The sequence below is a fragment of the Parabacteroides sp. AM58-2XD genome (assembly GCF_003463685.1).
Lineage (GTDB): Bacteria > Bacteroidota > Bacteroidia > Bacteroidales > Tannerellaceae > Parabacteroides > Parabacteroides segnis.
On the sequence record NZ_QSDP01000056.1, the window covers coordinates 1 to 20938 of the forward strand.

Annotated in this window: 11 protein-coding genes and 3 pseudogenes; 6 read left to right on the forward strand and 8 right to left on the reverse strand. The window is 42.3% G+C overall.

What is annotated here, in order from left to right; all coding sequences use genetic code 11:
- The 3 genes from DXA15_RS14430 to DXA15_RS14440 form a co-directional block, all read left to right on the forward strand.
- On the forward strand, positions 1–473 hold a 473-nt coding region (locus DXA15_RS14430), incomplete at its 5' end, for a CDC27 family protein (protein WP_233567285.1).
- 152 nt (positions 474–625) lie between these two features.
- Positions 626–1819 carry a 6-bladed beta-propeller gene (locus DXA15_RS14435; protein ID WP_128134468.1) on the forward strand — a complete coding sequence of 398 codons (1194 nt, stop codon included), beginning with the start codon at positions 626–628 and terminating at the stop codon, positions 1817–1819.
- Between the two features lie 147 nt (positions 1820–1966).
- A complete protein-coding gene (locus DXA15_RS14440) occupies positions 1967–2413 on the forward strand; it encodes an HU family DNA-binding protein (protein ID WP_128134469.1) in 447 nt (148 codons plus the stop codon).
- Between the two features lie 69 nt (positions 2414–2482).
- Here DXA15_RS14440 and DXA15_RS14445 read toward each other — a convergent pair whose 3' ends face one another.
- Positions 2483–3253, reverse strand: a complete 771-nt coding sequence (locus DXA15_RS14445) for a hypothetical protein (RefSeq protein ID WP_128134470.1) — start codon at positions 3251–3253, stop codon at positions 2483–2485.
- A gap of 177 nt (positions 3254–3430) precedes the next feature.
- Between DXA15_RS14445 and DXA15_RS14450 the strand changes: the two genes are divergently transcribed.
- The 3 genes from DXA15_RS14450 to DXA15_RS14460 all read left to right on the forward strand — a co-directional run bounded on the left by DXA15_RS14450 (position 3431) and on the right by DXA15_RS14460 (position 7213).
- The gene (locus DXA15_RS14450; protein ID WP_233567286.1) at positions 3431–5383 is read left to right on the forward strand and encodes a hypothetical protein; all 1953 of its coding nucleotides are present in this window, start codon (positions 3431–3433) and stop codon (positions 5381–5383) included.
- Between the two features lie 202 nt (positions 5384–5585).
- The gene (locus DXA15_RS14455) at positions 5586–6497 is read left to right on the forward strand and encodes a hypothetical protein (protein ID WP_007652694.1); all 912 of its coding nucleotides are present in this window, start codon (positions 5586–5588) and stop codon (positions 6495–6497) included.
- Between the two features lie 119 nt (positions 6498–6616).
- Positions 6617–7213 carry an RNA polymerase sigma-70 factor gene (locus DXA15_RS14460; RefSeq protein ID WP_128134471.1) on the forward strand — a complete coding sequence of 199 codons (597 nt, stop codon included), beginning with the start codon at positions 6617–6619 and terminating at the stop codon, positions 7211–7213.
- A 59-nt stretch (positions 7214–7272) separates the two neighbouring features.
- Here the strand turns inward: DXA15_RS14460 and DXA15_RS14465 are convergent, their stop codons facing one another.
- The 7 genes and pseudogenes from DXA15_RS14465 to DXA15_RS14495 all read right to left on the reverse strand — a co-directional run bounded on the left by DXA15_RS14465 (position 7273) and on the right by DXA15_RS14495 (position 20930).
- Positions 7273–8556 carry a sulfatase gene (locus tag DXA15_RS14465; RefSeq protein ID WP_233567287.1) on the reverse strand — a complete coding sequence of 428 codons (1284 nt, stop codon included), beginning with the start codon at positions 8554–8556 and terminating at the stop codon, positions 7273–7275.
- A gap of 34 nt (positions 8557–8590) precedes the next feature.
- Positions 8591–9492, reverse strand: a pseudogene (locus tag DXA15_RS14470) (alkaline phosphatase).
- 80 nt (positions 9493–9572) lie between these two features.
- Positions 9573–11392 (reverse strand): annotated as a pseudogene (locus DXA15_RS14475) (RagB/SusD family nutrient uptake outer membrane protein).
- Between the two features lie 36 nt (positions 11393–11428).
- Positions 11429–14857, reverse strand: coding sequence for a TonB-dependent receptor (locus tag DXA15_RS14480; RefSeq protein ID WP_233567288.1), 3429 nt, complete (start codon positions 14855–14857; stop codon positions 11429–11431).
- Positions 14858–15084: 227 nt separating this feature from the next.
- Positions 15085–16104 carry a FecR family protein gene (locus DXA15_RS14485; RefSeq protein ID WP_128134473.1) on the reverse strand — a complete coding sequence of 340 codons (1020 nt, stop codon included), beginning with the start codon at positions 16102–16104 and terminating at the stop codon, positions 15085–15087.
- A gap of 105 nt (positions 16105–16209) precedes the next feature.
- Positions 16210–17816: pseudogene (locus tag DXA15_RS14490) on the reverse strand (SusD/RagB family nutrient-binding outer membrane lipoprotein).
- 9 nt (positions 17817–17825) lie between these two features.
- Positions 17826–20930, reverse strand: a complete 3105-nt coding sequence (locus DXA15_RS14495) for a SusC/RagA family TonB-linked outer membrane protein (RefSeq protein ID WP_128134474.1) — start codon at positions 20928–20930, stop codon at positions 17826–17828.
- Positions 20931–20938: the final 8 nt, after the last annotated feature.

The window sequence follows — 20938 nt, forward strand, 5'->3', positions numbered from 1 at the left end:
GATATAAAAAATGGAATACGTTGAAGATGTTGTATAATAGTAAGGCTTATGAGGCGGCAGGTGAAGGATATGAGGAACTGGTGCCGTTGATGGGACATAAACCGGAGTTGCTGTTCGAGGCAGCACAGTGCCTGAGCAAATCGGAACGGTTTGAAGAAGCGAACTGGTTGTTGGAACGGGCAATGAAATTGAGCGGTGATCCGATGATACATTATATGGCGGCAAAAAATGAGCAGTCGATGGGAAACTATCAAAAAGCGGAAAATTTATTGCTGCACGCGATCGACATGTTACCGGAACGGATCTATCCGTATTACCTGCTTACCAAACTTTACTCAGAACCAGGATTCTTTCAAAAAGACAAGTTCCTCAAAGCGGCAAATGCCGTACTGGAAAAGGAGCCAAAAGTGAAAAGCACGGCTATCCGGGAAATGCGGGAAGAGGTCAAGATATTAATTCAAAACAGAAAATAAATTTCATTCGGCATAATATTTTCAATAGGTAAGAAGTTTTTTATATCTTTACAAGCAAGGTGATTAAGCAAAAATACCTGAATTGAAATCTATCAGTGAAAATATAAGTAAAGAAGATAATCCGGTTATATGTTTGATGAAATTAAAGTAATATGAAAAGCATTTATACAATCTTAGTTATGTTCCTGACAATAATGGCTGGATGCGGTGGTAACAAAAAATCTGGTTGTCAAAAGGAAGACTCTGATGCTATTACTATACCGGATACTTTTATTACGATTGACGTTAGTAAAAAATATCCTCTAAAAGAGTTAATTCTTCAGGATATTATGGATGTGGAATATATTGCATTAGAATCCACGGACGAATTTCTTTGTCAAGGCATCGTACAAGCCATAGGTAAAGAAATCATATTAGTAAAAAATGTCATCAACGATGGCGATATCTTTATCTTCGACCGAAATGGCAAAGGTTTGAGAAAGTTTAACCGGAAAGGGCAAGGTTCTGAGGAATATATATTCAACCTAAGTGCTTTCATAGATGATAACAGCGGTGAAATATATATTGATGAAATAATAAGAAACGTTCTGGTATATGATTTTCAGGGGAATTTTTTAAAAAGTATCCCCAGAGACGATAACAAATGGATTAATGCAACGAATTACAACCAGGATTATTTGATTGCCAGGGAATCTCCTTCCATCCAGATACAAAATAAAACGGATAACCAACGTTTTGTTATCATTTCCAAACAAGACGGGAACATTGCCAAAGATTTTCGAATCTATTTTAAGAAGAAAGTAGAATGGGGAATAACCAACCGCGCAGGAAATGCAGGGGGTGCCCCTCGTCTTTATCCTATCGTTCCTTACGATGATAGTTGGTTGCTAACGGAACCCTCGTCCGATACGATATTCAAACTCTCACCGGATTACAATCTGACTCCTTTCATAGCCAGAACACCATCTATACAATCGATGAAACCAGCCGTATTCCTTTTACCATGTATATTTACCGATCGCTACTATTTTATGGAAACAGTAACGATGAATGCCGACATTTTAAGAAATGAGAAATTCCCAAAGACACATTTAATGTATGACAGAATAGATAATACATTATTCGAATATACTGTATTCAATGATGATTTTTCTGAAAAAGTCCCCGTGAACTTAACTATGCAGGAAACTACAAATAGTGAAATCGCCTTTTGTCAAAAATTAGAACCTCACGAACTTATTGAGGCTTACGAAAAAGGGCAATTAAAAGGGAAGTTGAATGAAATTGCTGCGGAGTTGGAAGAAGATTCAAATCCCGTAATTATGCTGGTAAAATATAAAAAATAACTTCTATACCCTTCCATTCCCTCCTATTCCCTTTTAAACCCATCTATCTCCATCTAAACCGTTTTTGTGTTTCGGCTGGAAGTTACTTTTGTAATGTTTTCGAAAACAGATGAAGTAATTTCTATTAACACTTAAAAAATTAAAATTATGTCAGTAAAGTATCGTTTAGTCGAACGTAACAACATGGGGAAAGACAAAGAAGAAACCCCGAAAAAGTTATATGCACAACCGGTTTATTCGGATTTGGTAGGATTTGAAGAATTATTGGGTGAGATCAGTGAAGCCGGTATTCCTTCTAACCAGGTAAAAGGGGTTATGGACCGTATGAACTACCTGATCAAAAAACATTTGGCAGCCGGACGACGGGTACAGTTCGGTGAATTCGGGAACTTCCGTTATGGAGTTGGTTCTACCGGAGCTGCTGAAAAAGAGGAATTTCAAACCAATATGATAAAAATTCCACGAATCATTTTCAGTCCGGGAGCGACCTTGCGTAAAGCTCGTAAAGATGCCAATTTCGAGAAAAAGGAAGAGATTGTTACCAAAAATGACGGCGGTGGCAACGGCGGCGGCGACAGACCGGAAATTGAATAGACGATCAGATTTCAAGTTGCTGTAATGTAAAAAGGGAGTGCTTCTACGTTTTGAGGCACTCCCTTATCTTTATTCTTTTAATTGCTCCATAACCTTTTCCAGTTCTATACCCAGTTTATCTAATTCCTCCGAATAAGCATCCGTATCTTCGTTAAGCGATTTGGCTATCATCTCGTATATTCGGATACGGAGTTGGCAATACTTAATCAGTAATTTGTTGGATTTCACATACTCGGAAGGGATATCCGGGATTTCATTTGTTTCTTTTACCAAATCGATATTTTCTTTCCATTTGGGAATACCGGTTTCTTCTATAAATTCAACAACCTCCTTTACCGGTTTCTCTTCTATCATATCATAAAGCCTGATTGCCAGAGACTCATTTAGTTCAAACCGTTCCATCTTTGCATTATAGCGGTCACTGTCCCAGTCTTTTGTACCCAGCCAAAGACCTCCCAAGATGACCGCAACAAGTATTAAACAACAAACAGCCCCTACCCCGGTAGCCCGCCAGTTTGAATAAAACAGGCCATTCCCTGCTTTATGAGCTTTCAGCTCTTTCCCCTGCAATTTGTCTACAATCACATAAATAATGGCTGTATAAATTGTCGGAATCAAAGCATTCGGTACTTTTTCCATAGCAGACTCCGGTATCATTAAAATTCCGCCAAAAAGCAGAAATGTTGCAATAATACCGATTACCAGGGCATTGAATCCCTGTCTTTCATTGCCCAAAGCAATACAATTCTTCCGTATCAGGATACCGGCAGCAAAAGGACCACCGAAAAAGGTCGCCACAGCAATAGCATTCTGTGAGTAGAGTTTTTTATTTTCTTCCATAATCCATTAAAATCAATGAGTAGCATTCGTTTTCAAAGGCAAAGATAAATTAATTTACTCAATTACACTCTTTCTGTCAAAATAAGAATCATTTCCTTTGGCTTTGTCCTGATATTTACATACATTTGTTGGCAGTAACCTTGCTAGAATGAAGACTTTAGACAAAATCACATATTTATGAGACTACACTTATTCTATTTCGTTCTATGCTTCATCCTTTTGTCCTGCCAGTCTGATAAATATCACTGGAAAAACCAGGATGACAGAATGGTTCTCATGTCCGGAAAAACGGTTGTCGGAGAGTTGAACCCTTCCGTAACAAAAGGAATGGACCGTACAGATCAGATTGAAATGCTCGATTCCTGTACGTTTAAGATCACCTGCCAATACACAGCATTGGAAGACATGGAAACAGCCAGGATTAACCTGGATTTCGTACACAAATCCGCCTCCGACTACTGGATGATACCTTCCGTCTCTTACAACGGAAACAACTGGGGACGGGGAAAAGAACCCAAAGGCGCACAGCAAAACGGGAAATGGCGAACTTATTCCTACCGCAGCACACCTATTCCCGGAGCAACCTACTCGGAAGGGACACGGTTTGCCGTTGCCATGTGGAGCGACGTCCCCCAGAATGAAAAAGAGAGTATCTCCTGTTCCCTGATGCCGGACAGGGAGACCACTACCCACCGGCTTATCTGGCCGGAAGAAGAAATGCCGGTCATGTATGCAGCCAGGGACCGCTACAAACCGGGATATCAGAAACAGGAAAAATTATCCAAAGGGGAAACGGTTACATTGACCGCTTATCTCTCCGTCTGCGACGTGCTGCCTCATCATTATGCCATGCATAACTTTTTGCACGAAGCCTGGGAACGTGCCGACAAACAAGAGACAGCTATTTATCCACCCGCCAAAATATGGGAACTGGGCCTCCGGTATGCTAAAGAATATCTTTGGACGAAAGAGGGTGCTTTCAGTGGATTTACAATCGGTTTCTCGCCGGATAAAAGCGGGGAATGGAGTAAACGGAAAGGATACGAAATAGGTTGGTGCGGACAAAATGCGTCTTTTGCCAATTCACTGCTTTTCGATTATATCAAACATAAAAACAAAGAATCTCTGGACAAAGGGGTAGCCACCCTCGATGCATGGGCAAAACTCTGCCGGCTGCCCAACGGACTTTTTATCACGAACTATGACCGTATCTCCGGCCAGAGAAGCCAGATCGACAATGTCGTCATAGATGCCTGCAACCTGGGAACGGCCGCCCTGAATTATTTCGAAGCGACTGAACTGGTGAAAGCCTGCGGACTGGAAAGACCGGATTATGAAAGCCTGGCTTTCGGTATCTGCGATTTCGTCAGAAACGACCAGCAGGACAACGGAGTATATGGCCGCGGCTGGTATCCGAACGGAGAATGTTTCTACCGGGAAGGGACTATCGGTTGTTTCATGGTTCCCCCCATGCTCGAAGCATTCACGCGTTCGAAAGACTCCACCTATTTATCTTCCGCAACCCGGGCTTACGATCATTATGTGAGCGAGCTGAAAACAAAAGGATATTCTACGGCCGGGGCTTTGGATACCTGGTGTATCGACAAGGAGTCATCCATTTCCCTCCTGCGCTCGGCTTTAATGCTGTATAACCTGACAAGCAACAAAGAATACCTCGATGATGCCGTTGCCGTCTCCTATTATCTGTCTACCTGGTTGTGGCATTATAACGGCGTTTATCCGGAAAACGACAACTTCACCCAATACAACTATAAGACCTTCGGTGCGACTTCTGTTTCCGTGCAGCATCATCACCTGGACCCATACGCTTTGTTCTGGGTGCCGGAATGGTTCGAACTGACGAAACTGACGGGAGACAGCCAGTGGAAAGAAAAAGCGATTGCCATCTGGAATAACGGTTGCCAACTGATATCCGACGGAACACTGGTGATAAACGGACGTGTCCGCCCTGTCGGTTCCCAGAATGAAGCCTATCTGCAAAGTCACTGGAACTGGGATGCCGCGCCTCATTTCGACCGGATCAATTCATGGCTGGTGGCCTGGCCCGGTGCTTTCAGGCTGGAAACTTTGAGGAAGTTGGATGCCATCGATACACCACAAATACAGTAAAAAGTGGAGAAAGGGCAGCTGAAAATCAATATTCCGGCCAAATCCATCGTTGTACTGGAAGTGAAGTGAATTTTTCAGGGTAAGGATATTTTATTTCGGCCGGCATCTCAAATCAGGAGAATATTGTCTTGCTGTTCGTAAATAGTTTTCTACCTTTGTCAGCAAAATGAAAAATACACTATCTAATTAAAATAAAAGAATTATGAAACCTACATTATTTCTATTGGCAGCCGGTATGGGCAGCCGCTATGGAGGATTAAAACAATTGGACGGACTAGGTCCTAACGGAGAAACAATTATGGATTACTCAATCTATGATGCTATTCAGGCTGGTTTCGGAAAGCTTGTCTTTGTTATCCGTAAAGATTTTGAACAGGATTTTCGTGATAAGATCATCTCAAAATATGAAGGTCATATTCCTTGTGAATTAGTATTCCAGGCATTGGATAACCTCCCCGAAGGATTTACCTGCCCGCCGGAACGTACAAAACCGTGGGGAACAAACCATGCTGTAATGATGGGTGACGGTGTGATCAACGAACCGTTCGCTGTAATCAACTGCGACGACTTCTACGGCCGCGACTCTTTCCAGGTAATGGGCAAGTATCTGGCTGCACTGCCTGACGGTTCAAAAAACACCTATGCAATGGTAGGTTTCCGTGTAGGAAATACATTGAGCGAAAGCGGAACCGTTTCACGCGGTATTTGCGGTACGGACGAAAACCAACTGCTGACATCAGTCGTTGAGCGTACCAAAATCCAGCGTATAGATGGCGAAGTAAAATATATCGACGACAACGGCGAATGGACAGCTACTCCCGACACAACTCCGGTCAGCATGAATTTCTGGGGCTTTACTCCTGATTATTTCGCTTACAGCAATGAATTCTTCAAAACTTTCCTGAGTGATCCGAAAAACATGGAAAACCTGAAAAGTGAATTCTTCATCCCGCTGATGGTTGACAAACTGATCAGTGACAAAACTGCCACTGTAAAAGTTTTGGATACAAACAGTAAATGGTTCGGTGTCACATATCCGGAAGACCGCCAGGAAGTAGTCGACAAGATCCAGGCACTGGTTGATGCCGGTGAATATCCTGAAAAGTTGTTCTGATAAAACAGAAACATTACATAAAATTCCCGGTGGAATTACTATTTTTCAGTTATTCTGCCGGGAATTTCTTTTATTCTAGAAAAAAACGTAATATTGTCTCAAATTAGGAATTTGTGTACATGAACTTCAAAGAAAAGACAGACACAGAATTAGCCACACTACTCATTCGGGACAATGAAGCGGCTTTCAGTGAGTTATATGTGCGCTATAAAGATAAATTATACTATTTTTGCCTCCATCTGCTCAAATCGAAAGAAGAAGCGAACGACATTGTACAGGAAATATTTATCCGTTTGTGGGAATCGCGCTCCTTTATCAATCCGGAGTTGTCCTTTTCTTCTTTCCTTTATACGATGGCTCGGAACCGCATACTCAATTATTTCCGGGATATCGATATTGATGAGAAAGTGAAACAAATACTGTCTGCACAAAAAATTACGGAGGAAGAAGCGATTGACTCCAAAATCATCTATACTGAATATCAGATGATTCTCCAGAATGCAATCAGTCAACTCCCCCCGCAACGTCAAAAGATTTTTAATATGAGCCGTATCGAAAGTATGTCTCATAAAGAAATTGCTGCCGAATTAGGTATTTCAGTCAACACCGTACAGGAACATATTTCTGAGGCACTCAAATTCATAAAAGTCTATTTCAGCAAGCACGCAGGCATTTCTATAAGCCTGTTGCTAGCAGCTTTTATCCTATACAAATAATACTCAGTTTTTACTGAAAAAATCACCGGTCGTTTTCACTTCCTCCAGCTTTTCTTCTATCAGGAGGTCAATTCCTTCACAACCTCCGGATATTTGGTTGCCAGATTATATTTCTCAGAAGGATCGGCATTAATGTTAAACAGTAACGGTAATTCTCCTTTAAAATAATCCAGTCCCAATTGGCTGTATGTTTTTACATGCAGCTTCCATTGTCCTTTACGTACCGCCATCAGCTGATGGTCGATACCAAAATAGAAATACGGAGTTTCCGGTTTCGGAACCACATTTTCGTATCCGAGATAAGAAGCTATATTCTTTCCGTCAATAACGCGGTCGGTTGGAATTGTTGCCCCTCCCATCCATACGGATGTAGCGAAAACATCCATGGAAGTAATAACTTCTTCATTCACCTGCCCATTCAAATGGTCGGGCCAGCTAACAAAACAAGGTACGCGGACCCCTCCTTCCCAGGTACTGCCTTTACCGTCACGGAAGATACCGGCCGAACCGCCTTCCTCGTTCCGGGGCAACCAGGGACCGTTATCACTCATAAACCAAACAATCGTATTCTTGTCTATTCCTTCTTTTTTAAGAGCAGACAAAATTTCTCCCACTCCCCAGTCGATTTCTTCCACAGCATCGCCGTAAGTACCTCTTTTGGATTTGCCTATGAAAGCTTTTCCGGGATATAACGGGACATGGGGCATTGCATAAGGAACATATACAAAAAAGTTTTCTTTCTTATGTTTCTTAATGAACGATATAGCTTTTTCCGTGTAAAGGGCCGTCAGTTCCGACTGGTCCGGATTCATTCTAAGCGTATCATTCCCACACATCAAAGCAATATCCGGATATTTCGGGGGAATCATATCATTGCTATACGGAAGGCCGACATATTCATCAAAACCATTCTGCAAAGGCAGATATTCTTTCTTCGTACTACCTAAATGCCATTTACCATAAATAGCCGTAGCATAACCTTGTTCCTTCAGAAGTTCGGCTATTGTCAATTCCCGAGGATGAATACCTCTCTCCGCATCCGGACTCAAGACCCACCGGAAACCGGCACGAACCGGATAACGTCCCGTCAACAAAGAATAACGGCTTGCCGTTGAAGCCGGCGATGCACTGTAATAATTCGTGAAGCGCATACCATCCAGAGCCATTCGGTCCAGATTGGGTGTTTTTATATCCGGATGCCCGGTCACTCCTATATCACCATACCCCATATCGTCACAATAGATAATAACGATATTCGGACGGTCATTCTTATTTTCTTTAGCTGCTGCCTGACACAAAGGTACCGACAGCAAAGCCAAACTTATTTTTATATGATTATTCATTCGTACTTTTATTTTTAGACGCGAGCTTCTCATGTTATTTGAAAACCTGTACCATCGGACGGCCGATCCATACCTGCGGTTGTTTCAGGTTAAAAATATGAGCGATAGTAGCGGCTGTATCAAACTGCATCATACTTTCTGTAAATTCATACCCATTCTTGATTCCTTTTCCGGAAATAATGAAAGCTGTTTCCATTTCCTGCATAGTCTTACCACCATGTCCTTTTTTGATTCCTCCGTGGTCGGATGTAACAATAAAGATCGTATCATCCAATATTCCGGCTTCTTTAACAGCTTCTACTATCTGGCGATATAGCCATCCAGAACTTTCAACATATTATAGTATTCAGGAGTATCATGTCCGTCTGCATGCCCCACATGATCCGGATTATCAAAGATAACCGCACACAAGTTCGGTTTGGCCGATTTGATATAATTGACTGCATAACGGGCTGTCGCATCCGGTTCTTTCGATGCTTCCGCTACATGTTTGTCATAACTCAATGCCAGTGTATCTATCACATAACGAATACCTTTCCATTCGCAAACGCAACCGATCTCCGCTTTGGCATCCGATTCACGTAAAAGGCCGAATACTGTTGGAAATATGCCGTCTTTACTCAATACACGCGACGGCAGTTCAGGTGTCCGTGACCCCCATTCCGTATATCCGTGTAGTTCAGGACCGGCCCCCATAAACATAGAAGCCCAGTTCACTGCGCTGGAAGAAGGCAGCACGCTTCTTTTTTTCAAGGTATAGGAACCTTCAGCCATTAATTTCTTCACGGTGGGCATTTCAGCTTTTTCCACACTATAAGCGCCCCAACCATCAAGACCGATCAATACGACATGTTTAGCTTTCCATTTAGCAGCAAATGAAACATTGGCAAATAGAAAAATAAAAGCAACAATATATAAATATTTTCTAGTGTTCATAATATTTGTATTAAAGTATAAAGGTTGTCCCTATGACAACATTGTCCGGAAACAACCTTTAAAGTAGTAATTGATGTTATTTATTCAGCGGTTTCCCAACCGGGGTTCTGTTTTAGTTTAGGATTCAAGGCAATTTCCTGTGTTGGAATCGGTTCCAGATAATATTTTTCCAACCAACCTGATGGTTTGGCAAACAGGATAGAATATCCTTCATCAGCACCTCCAAGAATATTGAGTTTACTACCATAGTCACTGCTTTTTACCCATGCACCTAATGGTTGTTTATTCACATATTCTCCTTTCTTCCAGCGTTTCAAATCACGGAAACGGAAACCGTCACCCATCAATTCGATACGACGTTCACGACGAATTTCCCACAAAACAGGATCTACGCTCAAATCTCTGTTTAAATCAAAGGATGCATCTATTTCCGAAACATTCATAGCAGGAATAACCGCACGAACACGAAGTTTATTAATAGTGGCATCAGCTACAGATTGAGAGAATTCGCCCAATTCAAATTTAGCTTCAGCATAATTCAACATTACTTCTTCTATACCGAAAAGCAAATAATCGACCGTAGAGGAACGCAACGCCATATTATCGACGTGACGGTTATAATATTTCCAGAAATAGAAACCTAAGTGAGTAACCAGAAATCCCTGTCCGTTCGGATAGTTACGGAAGTGTGGAAAACCAGAAACCTGATAGCCGACGAAGTTAGAAACCGGCAAGCTCTTACCCGTTGCCGAACCACCTATTTCTTCCATAAAGTCAATATATTCACGATCGCTGGCCACTCCGGTATGCTCCCAACCGAATGATGTTCCGGCAGCACCAGTCAATTTCACTTTATACGGAGGAACTACCGTCCAATATAAACGACGGTCACGATGACGGAACTGAGCATTCAAATCTTTATCACCTTCATATACCTTACTGGTAGAAACCGGACGTCCGTCTGAACACAAATAGCTGTCAACTGCATCTTTTGTCAGGTCGACATACCAGGCTGAAGAACGGATAACACGTGTAATACTATGTGTTACCATATCCGTTTCATATTGTTTTACCAGGATCACACCTGCTTTTCCGACCAATTCTTCGGAGTTGTAAAGGTCATCATAATTAGGCATGATAGAAGGATAAGCACTCATCAACTTTTCTGAAGCATTAGCACAAGCTCTTAAATACGTTTCGCTATCATTCAATCCATGATATTTACGCCAGGTACCTTCAAATAATCCGAAACGTGAAATTAGAGCTCTGACCACATGAACATTAATTGTATTTGTTCCTGTACCATCTTCTCTGATGTGTTCTTCCGCCCATTGCAGATCTTCCAGGATATGCTTAGCGACTTCGTCTCGCGGAGTACGTTCACAATAAAGATCCTCCGTATCCGTATCACTCAGCACTTTGTCGATCCAAGGCACATCGCCATAAGCAGCCATCATATCGAAATAACGTAACGCTCTGAAAAAGTAACCGACACTTCTCCAGTGTCTTTATCGACATCACTCATGGAAGAACCATCAATATTCTGCAACATTATATTAACACGACGGATATACGTAAAACTCCAGGAATCGCTGGTTGCCGGTAATTTCTTTAACTGATATGCATAATCAGACTCTCCTCCGGAATTAGCATAAATGATATTATCCGTATCATACTCACTCGATATATTAGCCGGAGTATACCCTCCATCGGTTGGAAATCCGTCGAAATATTCATATAATCCCCAGGCATACGTTTTGAAGTTATCACTCGTTTTAAATGCAGTAGCTTCAGTCTGCTGGTCCAAAGGGATTTTATCCAAAAAGTCACTTGAACATCCCGTCAATCCCAAACCGGTTAAAGCAATAACCGGTAATACGATATATTTTTTCAAATTCATATTCTCTCTTTTTAATAGTTTCATAATAATACAGAATTACAAGCTTACGCTGAAGCCAAAAGCATACGAACTCATAAACGGATAACCCAATCCGTTCGCTTTACTTTCAACTGCCGGATCCAACCCCTTAGGCATATGATCGAATGTAAACGGATTTTCTGCAGAAACATACACTCTCAGGTTATTGATACCAATTTTAGAAATAACACTCTGAGGAATCGTATATCCCAGTGTCAAATTCTTTACCCGCAGATAAGCACCGTTAGTCAGATACTTTGTCTGGGCACGCACATTCGCTGCATAGTTCGTATTTCTCATCCCTGTTTCATACAAACGCGGGAAGAAAGCTCCTGTATTTTCGGAAGTCCAGTAATCCAGTTGGTGTTCATAAATTGTACCGAATTCATAATAATACGGGAAGATCAAATCGTTGGTCAACCATTTATCACACTTTCCGACTCCTTGCAAAAGGAAGGAGAAACTGAAATTATTCCATGACAAGCCACCATTAATACCATATTGAAAACGTAATGAATTGTTTCCGATAATTTTACGGTCACCCGGATCATAAATCGTTTCATTTCCTGAATTAATGATACCATTGCCATCCAAATCTTTATACATCATATCTCCCGGATTCGGTTTCACACCTTCCACGTGAGGAATACCGTCTTTCAGGGTACCATTTTTCAGGTTGGCATCCAAAGTTCCTTCGACAAAGTCATCGACCGTATACAGTCGATCAGTTACATATCCCCATATTTCCCCTAGCTGTTGTCCTTCTACATACGTTTTGTTATCAGAAGTACGAATCACACCAGCTACATTATTTTTAAACTTTGTAATATAGGCTTTGTAATCATACAAATTGAAACCTATATTATAATGCACTTTACCAATCTGGTCACGCCATGCTAATTCCAATTCGAAACCAGTAGATTTCAAATCAGCAACATTCTGTAAAGGAGCTGTTGCACCCAAAGTTGCAGGTAACTGTGATCCGCTAGTCAACATATCTTTCGTATCACGACGAAAAAGATCGAAGTTGGCAGAAAGACGATTCTTCAAGGCACTGATATCGAAACCGAGATTTAAAGTACGAACTGTTTCCCAAGTGAAATTTCCACTCACCAAACCCGGTTGCTTCAGAGTAATAGGCTGTGTATTATTATCTAGCCATTTTGACTTTTCAGATTCCATACTTGGCACAAACTGGTAAGGATCGATATTCTGATTACCAACCGTACCGATTGATCCTCTAATCTTAAATTCCGGAATATAATCGCGCAATGGCTCCATAAAACTTTCTTCCATCACTCTCCAGCCCACAGACAGAGAAGGGAAGAAGCCCCAGCGGCTACCCGACGGAAATTTAGAAGAAGCGTCATAACGCCCGTTCAGTTCAAGCAAATAACGATTTGCAAAATCATAATTCAAACGTCCGAAAAATCCCATCACCGTATATTCAGTAAACTTATCATACGCTTTCTGTACACCCACAGACTGAGATATCGAAGGCATATCATCATTGATCATATTTGAAGTTTCAGCCTTCAAATAATCATAATGATTGGATTCCTGATTGTATCCCAATAATAAAGAGAAATTATTATTGGCAAAACTTTTAGCGTATGAACCGTAAATGTTCAAAGCCGTATAATTTGTAATAGCACGTTGACGGCTATATGTTGAATAATCAGATGTGTATTCTTCCGAGAACTTATCAGAATTAGCAAAACGGGTACGTTTTGAATACTTTGTCTCGGTTTCATTCAGGTTATCGTATGTAAACTCTGCATTAAGAACCATATCCTTAATCGGCGTTGCTATCAATTTGGCAAAAACACGCGTATCAGAGATCGCATTCGTGTTCTGTCCTCCCAGACGAGTCAGGTTACCTGCCGTACCAGAATACAATTCCTCATCATTGATTGTAATCATTCCTGTCGGGTTGTAGGACGGTGCCCATACAGCTTTGGCATAATTTGCACCGCTGGGCATACCTTTATCCGACTTATAGAAACTAAGATCCAACTGTCCAGTCAACCAATTTGTTATTTTCGAACTGATAAAACCTTTCGCATTATAACGTTTATAACTATCCATATCGGTTGTCATAATACCATCGGCCCCCGTATATCCCAAAGAAATACGGTATGAAGAACGCTCAGTCCCCCCACTCACAGAAAAATCATGTTTCTGCTGGAAACCTGTTTCCGATAAGAAATCCTTCATTATATCCGTTTGTGCCAACTGATAACGCATACCACCGATCTCAGCATATCCATTCGCATAAGCAGACGGATTAGAGCCGTATTCATGAAGTAAATCCAGCCATGTATCGACTGTCTGACCGGAATAATAAGTAATATAACCCATATCGGAATATGCCTGAACGGTCTGAAGCGGAGTTGCTTTTACCGGCAAATTCGTTGGTTTTGAAAAAGAAAAATTATTACTGTATGTCAGCTGTACCTTCTGTTCTTTCTGAGCACCTTTGGTTGTAATCAGGATAACACCAAAAGCAGAACGGGCTCCGTAGATAGAGGCTGATGCTGCATCTTTCAGGACTGTAACCGATTCGATATCATTCGGATTGAGTAAGTTCAACGAACCGGAGAACGGGACATTATCGACAAGTATAAGAGGCTCACCTTCATTGATACTCGTTGTACCACGAATATTAAAATCCAAACCGCCACCAGGTTCACCGCTACCGGAAGTAACCTGTAAACCCGGAACCGCTCCCTGTAATAAAGCACCTGTAGTCGGAACCGGACGGTCTCCCATCACCTCATCCATTTTAACACTACTTACGGAACCGGTCAGATTAGCCTTCTTCTGTTTCGCAAAACCGACTACTACGACTTCATCTAAAGCCTGGGTGTCTTCAATCAATGCAACTTCCACATTTTGTTGTCCTTTTCCTATCGGCATTTCTTTTGTCAGATAACCAATATATGAGACAACTAAAGTACCCTGCTCCGGAACTTCCAAGGAGAAATTACCATCCATATCCGTCACTGTACCACTCGTTGTACCTTTTACAAACACATTCGCACCGATAATGGGTTCACCATGATTATCGCGAATAGTACCCGTTACTTTCTTCACTTTCTGTTCAACAGCCGGAAAAGAAGTGTTAGCTTGTCCCCTGCTGACCGATATGGTATTATTGATCTTTTTAAAAGACAGTCCCGTCTGACGGGATAATTCGTGTAAAATAGTATCTATCGTACCTTCTTTAATTTGTACGCTTACATTTTTTAATCCTTTTAAGACAGATTCGTCATAAAAGAAATTAAAACCGGTGATTTTACTTAACTGTTCAAAAGCGTCACTGACAGACGTTTGTTTCACCACATACGTGATATCGTTTTCTTTAAGACTTTGCCCTAAAGCTCCTTCCGCACAGAGTAACTGAGACGACAGAGCGATAGCACAAACGGTTAACGAAGTTCGCATAAGAGTCTTGTTATAGATTAGATTATAATTCATACATTTGTAATGTTTTAATAAATGATGTTTGTTAAGACAGGCAGAAACACCTTACAACCCAGTGGCTCAATACTGTTTTAAAGGTTTCTGCTGAAATTTAGTGAAGGCAGTAGTGTAGCAGCACTACTGCTTTTTTCATATACGTTACTATCAAATGTTTATCATAGGCATTCTATTTTTTTTAGTGTTAGACTTTAATGTTTCTCATATAATATAATATTACCTCCTTCACGTTTACTTCGAAGTCCTGTTGTAAAACAGATAGCTTCAATAACAGCCTCAATGCTCTTGTTATCATGAGTACCAGTTATGCGATAATCACAATTTTGACATTGCAGAATCACTTTCCGGTTATATGTACGATTGATTGTTTTGATTACTTCACGGATCGGTTCTTTGTTAAAATATAAAGAACCATGTATCCATTTTATATAGTTATTTTCCTCTATGCTTTCCTTACGGACATTTCCATCTATTTTATTGATTGAAAGATGTTCATTCGGTGAAACGGCCAGTTGGAGATCTTGGTCGGCAACATTTACTCTGACTTTTCCTGTCGACACCGTCAGCTTAATGAATTCATCTTCTTTATAAGATTTAAAATCGAAAGAGGTACCCAATACTTTTACCTGGGCTTCTCCACTTCTTATAATGAAAGGTTTATCCGGATTAGGAGTCACATCGAAGAATCCCTCTCCTTCCATCTCTATAATACGTTCCTCTTTATTAAAATTGCTGGGGATTATTAGTTTTGTATCAGAGTTAAGGATTACTTTAGTACCATCTGCCAGAAGTAAACTTTTCTTTTCACCTTTCGCAGACATTTTTTCCGCATAAGTAACAACCGGTTGCGGACGATCAAGGACTTTCAGTAAACCTAACGTCACACTGAAAGCTAGAATTAAAATAGCTGCAACCCTGTAAAAACCGTATAAACGGTTTTTACTTCTAACTCTGGAGTTAGAAGTAAACTTATTCTTTTGTTTTATTTCAGATAACAAGGAAGAAACTTCCCGGCGCAGTTCATTTTCTCTTTCTTCATTCGGATGAGACATATCCTTATCTATTGCATCCCAAAGCGGTTGAACAACCAAATCGAGATCAATATGGTTATCCGGAGACTTCAACCATTGAAGTAAAGTACGCAACTCCTGCTCCGTACATTGATCTTTTATGTACTTCTGAAGAAGAGATATGATTACTGTGTCTTGCATATGTTTCCTTAATAATAGTACCTTTTTCAGGTTCGTTTATAAAGGATACACACAACACTTTCCTATCTAGGGGTGCCTCGCTCTTATTTAACACATATTAATATTTTAGAAGTTTCTCCCCTTATCCCACCATATTCTTGTCCCGGCATGATCGGGACCATCCAAAGCCTTCACAAGCGAGTTGTAAAGCGGGATATCCGTATCGATCAGATCGGCAGGAAAGTTTAGACGCCGGATCATAATTTCCGTATCGATACAACCGTCTTTACTGTTATTTATTTTCACAGGGAAAAGACGGGGATAGCCGGTACGCCTCTGTTCCGCCCAGGCTTCACAACCCTCCGGGAAAACCGCCAGCCATTTCTGGGTGATGATTTTCTCCAGTTTGATTTCATTTGGGGCCGTTTCATCCATTTGGGAGAGACTTTGCATCGGGCTTCTATATTGTTGGAAGTGTCAAAAGCATCTATATAATCTGCACCGATGCGTTCAGACTGAAGATAATCCTCCAGACCGCCTGCTCCCCACTGGATAAATGAAGTCGATACTCCCTGGCGATAGTTATCCCCGGCATTCTCCGTCGTCCAGCCTCTCAATGCAGCTTCGGCACGTAAAAACCAGACTTCGGCGGCAGTCATCAATATGGGTTCGGTCGATTTATTCACATATATCTTCGAATGAGATGCATATAATAAATGAGAAAAACAGGTACCCTGCCGTATTCCTTTGTATTTTCCATGCAGAACCGTTTCTCCGGTGTCTTCCGCACAGGGCTCAAAAAAGAACTCACGGCGAGGGTCTTCGTAACCATTCAAAACAGATTCCATGGATGCGTTCATATAGACTTCATTCCATATCCGGTTTATTTCTCCCAACGGATTCTGATAACCGTTCCGGATTGAAACGACCAACCGGTCTTTTACCGTTTCGAAAACTCCGTAAGGATTATGGAACGCTTTCAGAAATTCATTGCGGGCCTTTTCAGGATCGGCCATTGCTATCCGTATCGCCAGGCGCATCCGTAATGAATTGGCAAACTTCAGCCAGGAAGTGTAGTTTCCGTCCAGCAGAATATCAAAATCCGAAAGGTCGGGAGCAATCGTTTTGCTCCGGAGATGTTCGGTTATCAACCCGACCGCTATATCCAGGTCCCGGAAGAAAGCATCATATGCCTCTTTTTGTGTATCGGCAGAATAAACACCGTCGTCGTTTCCGAATGTAGAATATATGACAGGACCATACATATCGGATATTCTGTGCATGACCTCCACTTTCAGAATCTTCGTTATTGCGTAGACTTCCGGGTAATTGACACGGGTAGAGTCTTCCAGTTTATCTATCTGAGGAAGGATATAGGCATAGGTATATCCCCAGTTCGTACCATTCCAACCGTCCTGCAAGTTATAATCGGAATTGCTGCTTCCACCGTTATGGGGTTTATAATCGTGCATATACCCGCTGAACATATCGGCATTCAGATTCTGCATAATCTGGTAAGGCCAGTTCTTTCCCTTTCCGAAATCATAATTGAAATAGATTCCCTGCTGAATGATTCCCAACGGAATACCCAGATTATTGAAATCGACAGTCATATCCTCATCGGTGATTCCGGACTGGTCTGTATTCATCTCCTGGAAATGTCCCGTACAGGATGGGAAAACCAGGAAAAGAATAAAAAGGAAGGTTGCTATCTTTCTGTTTATCATCTGCATACTCCTGAATTAAAAATCACATTTTACACTGAAACCAAAACTCCTGGTGGTCGGTATACCGTAAACCTCTATTCCCTGGTTATCATTTCCCGTTGAAAGAATCAAATCAGGGTCGAAAGGGGCTTTCTTATAAAGGAAAAAGAGATTACGGGCAGTGAAAGCCAGGTGAACCTGCCTGATAGCCTTCGTCGCCTCCAACCATTTCCCGGGCAAAGCGTAGCCGAGCGAACATTCACGCAGACGGATATTGGTCGCATCGTACATATAATATTCGGTTACTCCCGCACGTCCTCCCACTACATTTTTATAAAAGCTTTTTACATCTTCTATCCTGTTTCCTTCCAGCATGACAAAGCCGGCATTACGGGCATCAGCCGTTACCTGAGTCACGCCGAACATATCCATATCGGCCTGCGTCTGCGACAAGACTTCACCACCAAAACGGCTGTCTATCAGAAATGAAAGAGACAGGTTCCTGTAAGCAAACGTATTGTTCCAGCTCATTGTGAATTTGGGATTTGCATTTCCAACCTTAATCAGGTTTCCTTCGCCTTCCACCTGGGGCAGACCTTTTTTGCCACCTTCCGTTTCATAAAGGATATGCCCGTTCTCATCACGGCGGAATGCTTTCCCATAGATATCCCCGAAAGAGCCGCCCTCCACCAGCTTCATTGCATAGCTGGAAGAGAAACCTCTCGGACCATAAATAAAGACTGGCAATTCTTCATGCAACCGGACCACTTTATTTTTATTGGTCGAATAGTTCAGCGACGATTTCCATTCGAAATCTTTACCGACAACCGGCAATGCGGAGGCACTGACCTCCCAACCGATATTTTGGATATCTCCTGCATTGACATAACGATAAGCATATTTGTCTCCCGACTTGGCGGGGAGTTTGAAGAACTGGTTACGGGTATTCGTTTTATAATACGTCCCGCTAAAACTGATACGGTCGTTCAGGAAACGCCATTCCGTACCCAGCTCCACCGAAGTTGTCATTTCGGGTTTCATATTTTCAAACGGGGCGGAATCGGCATATTCTATTTCGCCACCGGCTCCCACATGCGAAACTGGGTTTGTTATATATAAAGGTATGTCGTTACCGACCTTGCTCCATACGGCTCTCAGCTTGCCAAAAGAAATAAATTCCGGCAACCGGAACATCTTGCTCATCACCCAGGCCCCGCCTACCGACGGATAGAAAAAGCCTTTCTTTTCATTCGGAGTAAAGGCCAGCGTACTCGACCAGTCGTTCCGGGCTGTCAGGTCGAGAAAGAAAATGTCCTTGTAACCGACCTGCGCAGTAGCAAACAGCGACTGCAACTGACGGTGGGCATCGATCTGCTGGTCGATATAAGCTGAACCGTCCATAATGATATTCGCCACATTAAACACATTGGCATATTTCAATGATGCAGTTTTCGAATCATAACGCAGAGAGTTCACCAGCTTGTCGTTGATGCTCCCTCCTATCACTCCGTTCAGGGAAAACTGTCCGAATTTCTTTTCAAAGGAACCGATAATATCCCCGTACAAAAGTGTCTCCTGATAATCCGCCTCGATATACCTGCCGTTCTGACCGGACAAAGCCGGGGCTGTGGAGGCATAAAACATTTGACGCACCTTATCCGACAGATAGTCGAGGCTGCCGCGTGCCTGTATCTTAAACCAGTCCGTCACTTTGAGTTCGGCATTCAGCGACAGGATCGTACGGGTACGGGAATCTTTGCTCCGGATACGGTTTGTGACCCAATACGGGTTCTGTTCAAAATCCTGGGTATCGGAATGCCAGTTCTGTTCGTTAAGGTTCCGGGACGGGTTCCATACTTCAAAGTTCTCCTTGTATTCGGATATATCCACACCTCGCGGGAAACGATAAAGTCCCACCAGCGAATTCATATAGAAGCCACCGCTGGGATTGCGGTTCTTCGTTGTTTGCCGCAGGAATGAAGCACTTCCGTCCAGCTTCAGACGGTCGTCAAACAGGAAAGCCGTCTCTCTGAGAGATATATTATGTTTTGACAGGCTGTTATGTTCGATGATACCTTTTCCCGTTGTATTGGCATAGGAGAAATAAGTCTGGTATTTCTTGTTACCTGCACTTACGGAAAAAGAAGAGATAGAGGTCAGACCAGTCTTGAAGAATCCGCCCGCATTATCATATACCGGCAAGTCGGCTTTCTTTCCCCAGCTTTCCACGTTGTCGGACACCCCGTATTCGTTCTGGAACTCCGGCAGGCAAAAGGCTTTATCAAACATCAGGCTGGTTGAAAAGGATATCTTACGGATATCCGGATTGCCTTTCTTCGTTGTAATCAGGATAACGCCATTAGCCGCCTGGCTACCATACAAGGCGGCTGCCGGCGAGCCTTTCAGGATACTGATACTTTCAACGTCTTCGGGATTCAGATTAGAGATACCGTCACCGCCATCACGGTTTCCGGCATCGGCAGTACCGCCAATAGCGGAAAAAGCCTGTTCATTGGCAGAATTAAGAATAGGGACACCGTCTATGACATACAAAGGCTGGTTGTTACCTACCACCGAGCGGATGCCACGCATCAGGACTTTAGAAGAACTGCCCAGGCCGGAAGCAGCCTTGTTTATTTGTACCCCCGCTACTTTTCCGGCAAGCGTATTAATCATATTCGGGTCTTTCACCCGGTTCAGTTCCTCACCATCAACCTGTTCGACGGAATAGGTCAGCGAGGCTTCTTTTCTTTTTATACCCAGGGCGGTTACGACAATATTATCCAGAAATAATACATCTTCTTCCAACACGACTTCCAGATATTGCTGTTCGCGGACAGGAATATGTTTGGTTTTATAACCGATAAAAGAGAAGATCAATGTAGCCTCTTCTCCCACTGACAGCGAGTAATTACCTCCCGCATCCGCTACGGCACCGTTTGTCGTGCCTTCTTCCACCACATTTGTTCCCGCTAACGGTTTACCGCCGGAATCAACAACCCGTCCGGTAACTTTCTTTTCAAAAGGGAATGCTCCGGCCGCATCCCGAGCAGATACAACCGGAGTATTCTCTCCTTTCGCATATATTGATAATAACAATAGCAGCGATAGAATCGCAAGCTGCCTCATCTGAAAATTCATATTGCCTC

Coding starts and splice junctions, on each gene's coding strand:
- DXA15_RS14455 (WP_007652694.1), top strand. CDS start 5,586: ATGAAACCTACATTATTTCTATTGGCAGCCGGTATGGGCAGCCGCTAT.
- DXA15_RS14435 (WP_128134468.1), top strand. CDS start 626: ATGAAAAGCATTTATACAATCTTAGTTATGTTCCTGACAATAATGGCT.
- DXA15_RS14450 (WP_233567286.1), top strand. CDS start 3,431: ATGAGACTACACTTATTCTATTTCGTTCTATGCTTCATCCTTTTGTCC.
- DXA15_RS14460 (WP_128134471.1), top strand. CDS start 6,617: ATGAACTTCAAAGAAAAGACAGACACAGAATTAGCCACACTACTCATT.
- DXA15_RS14480 (WP_233567288.1), bottom strand. CDS start 14,857: ATGCGAACTTCGTTAACCGTTTGTGCTATCGCTCTGTCGTCTCAGTTA.
- DXA15_RS14440 (WP_128134469.1), top strand. CDS start 1,967: ATGTCAGTAAAGTATCGTTTAGTCGAACGTAACAACATGGGGAAAGAC.
- DXA15_RS14445 (WP_128134470.1), bottom strand. CDS start 3,253: ATGGAAGAAAATAAAAAACTCTACTCACAGAATGCTATTGCTGTGGCG.
- DXA15_RS14465 (WP_233567287.1), bottom strand. CDS start 8,556: ATGAATAATCATATAAAAATAAGTTTGGCTTTGCTGTCGGTACCTTTG.
- DXA15_RS14485 (WP_128134473.1), bottom strand. CDS start 16,104: ATGCAAGACACAGTAATCATATCTCTTCTTCAGAAGTACATAAAAGAT.
- DXA15_RS14495 (WP_128134474.1), bottom strand. CDS start 20,930: ATGAATTTTCAGATGAGGCAGCTTGCGATTCTATCGCTGCTATTGTTA.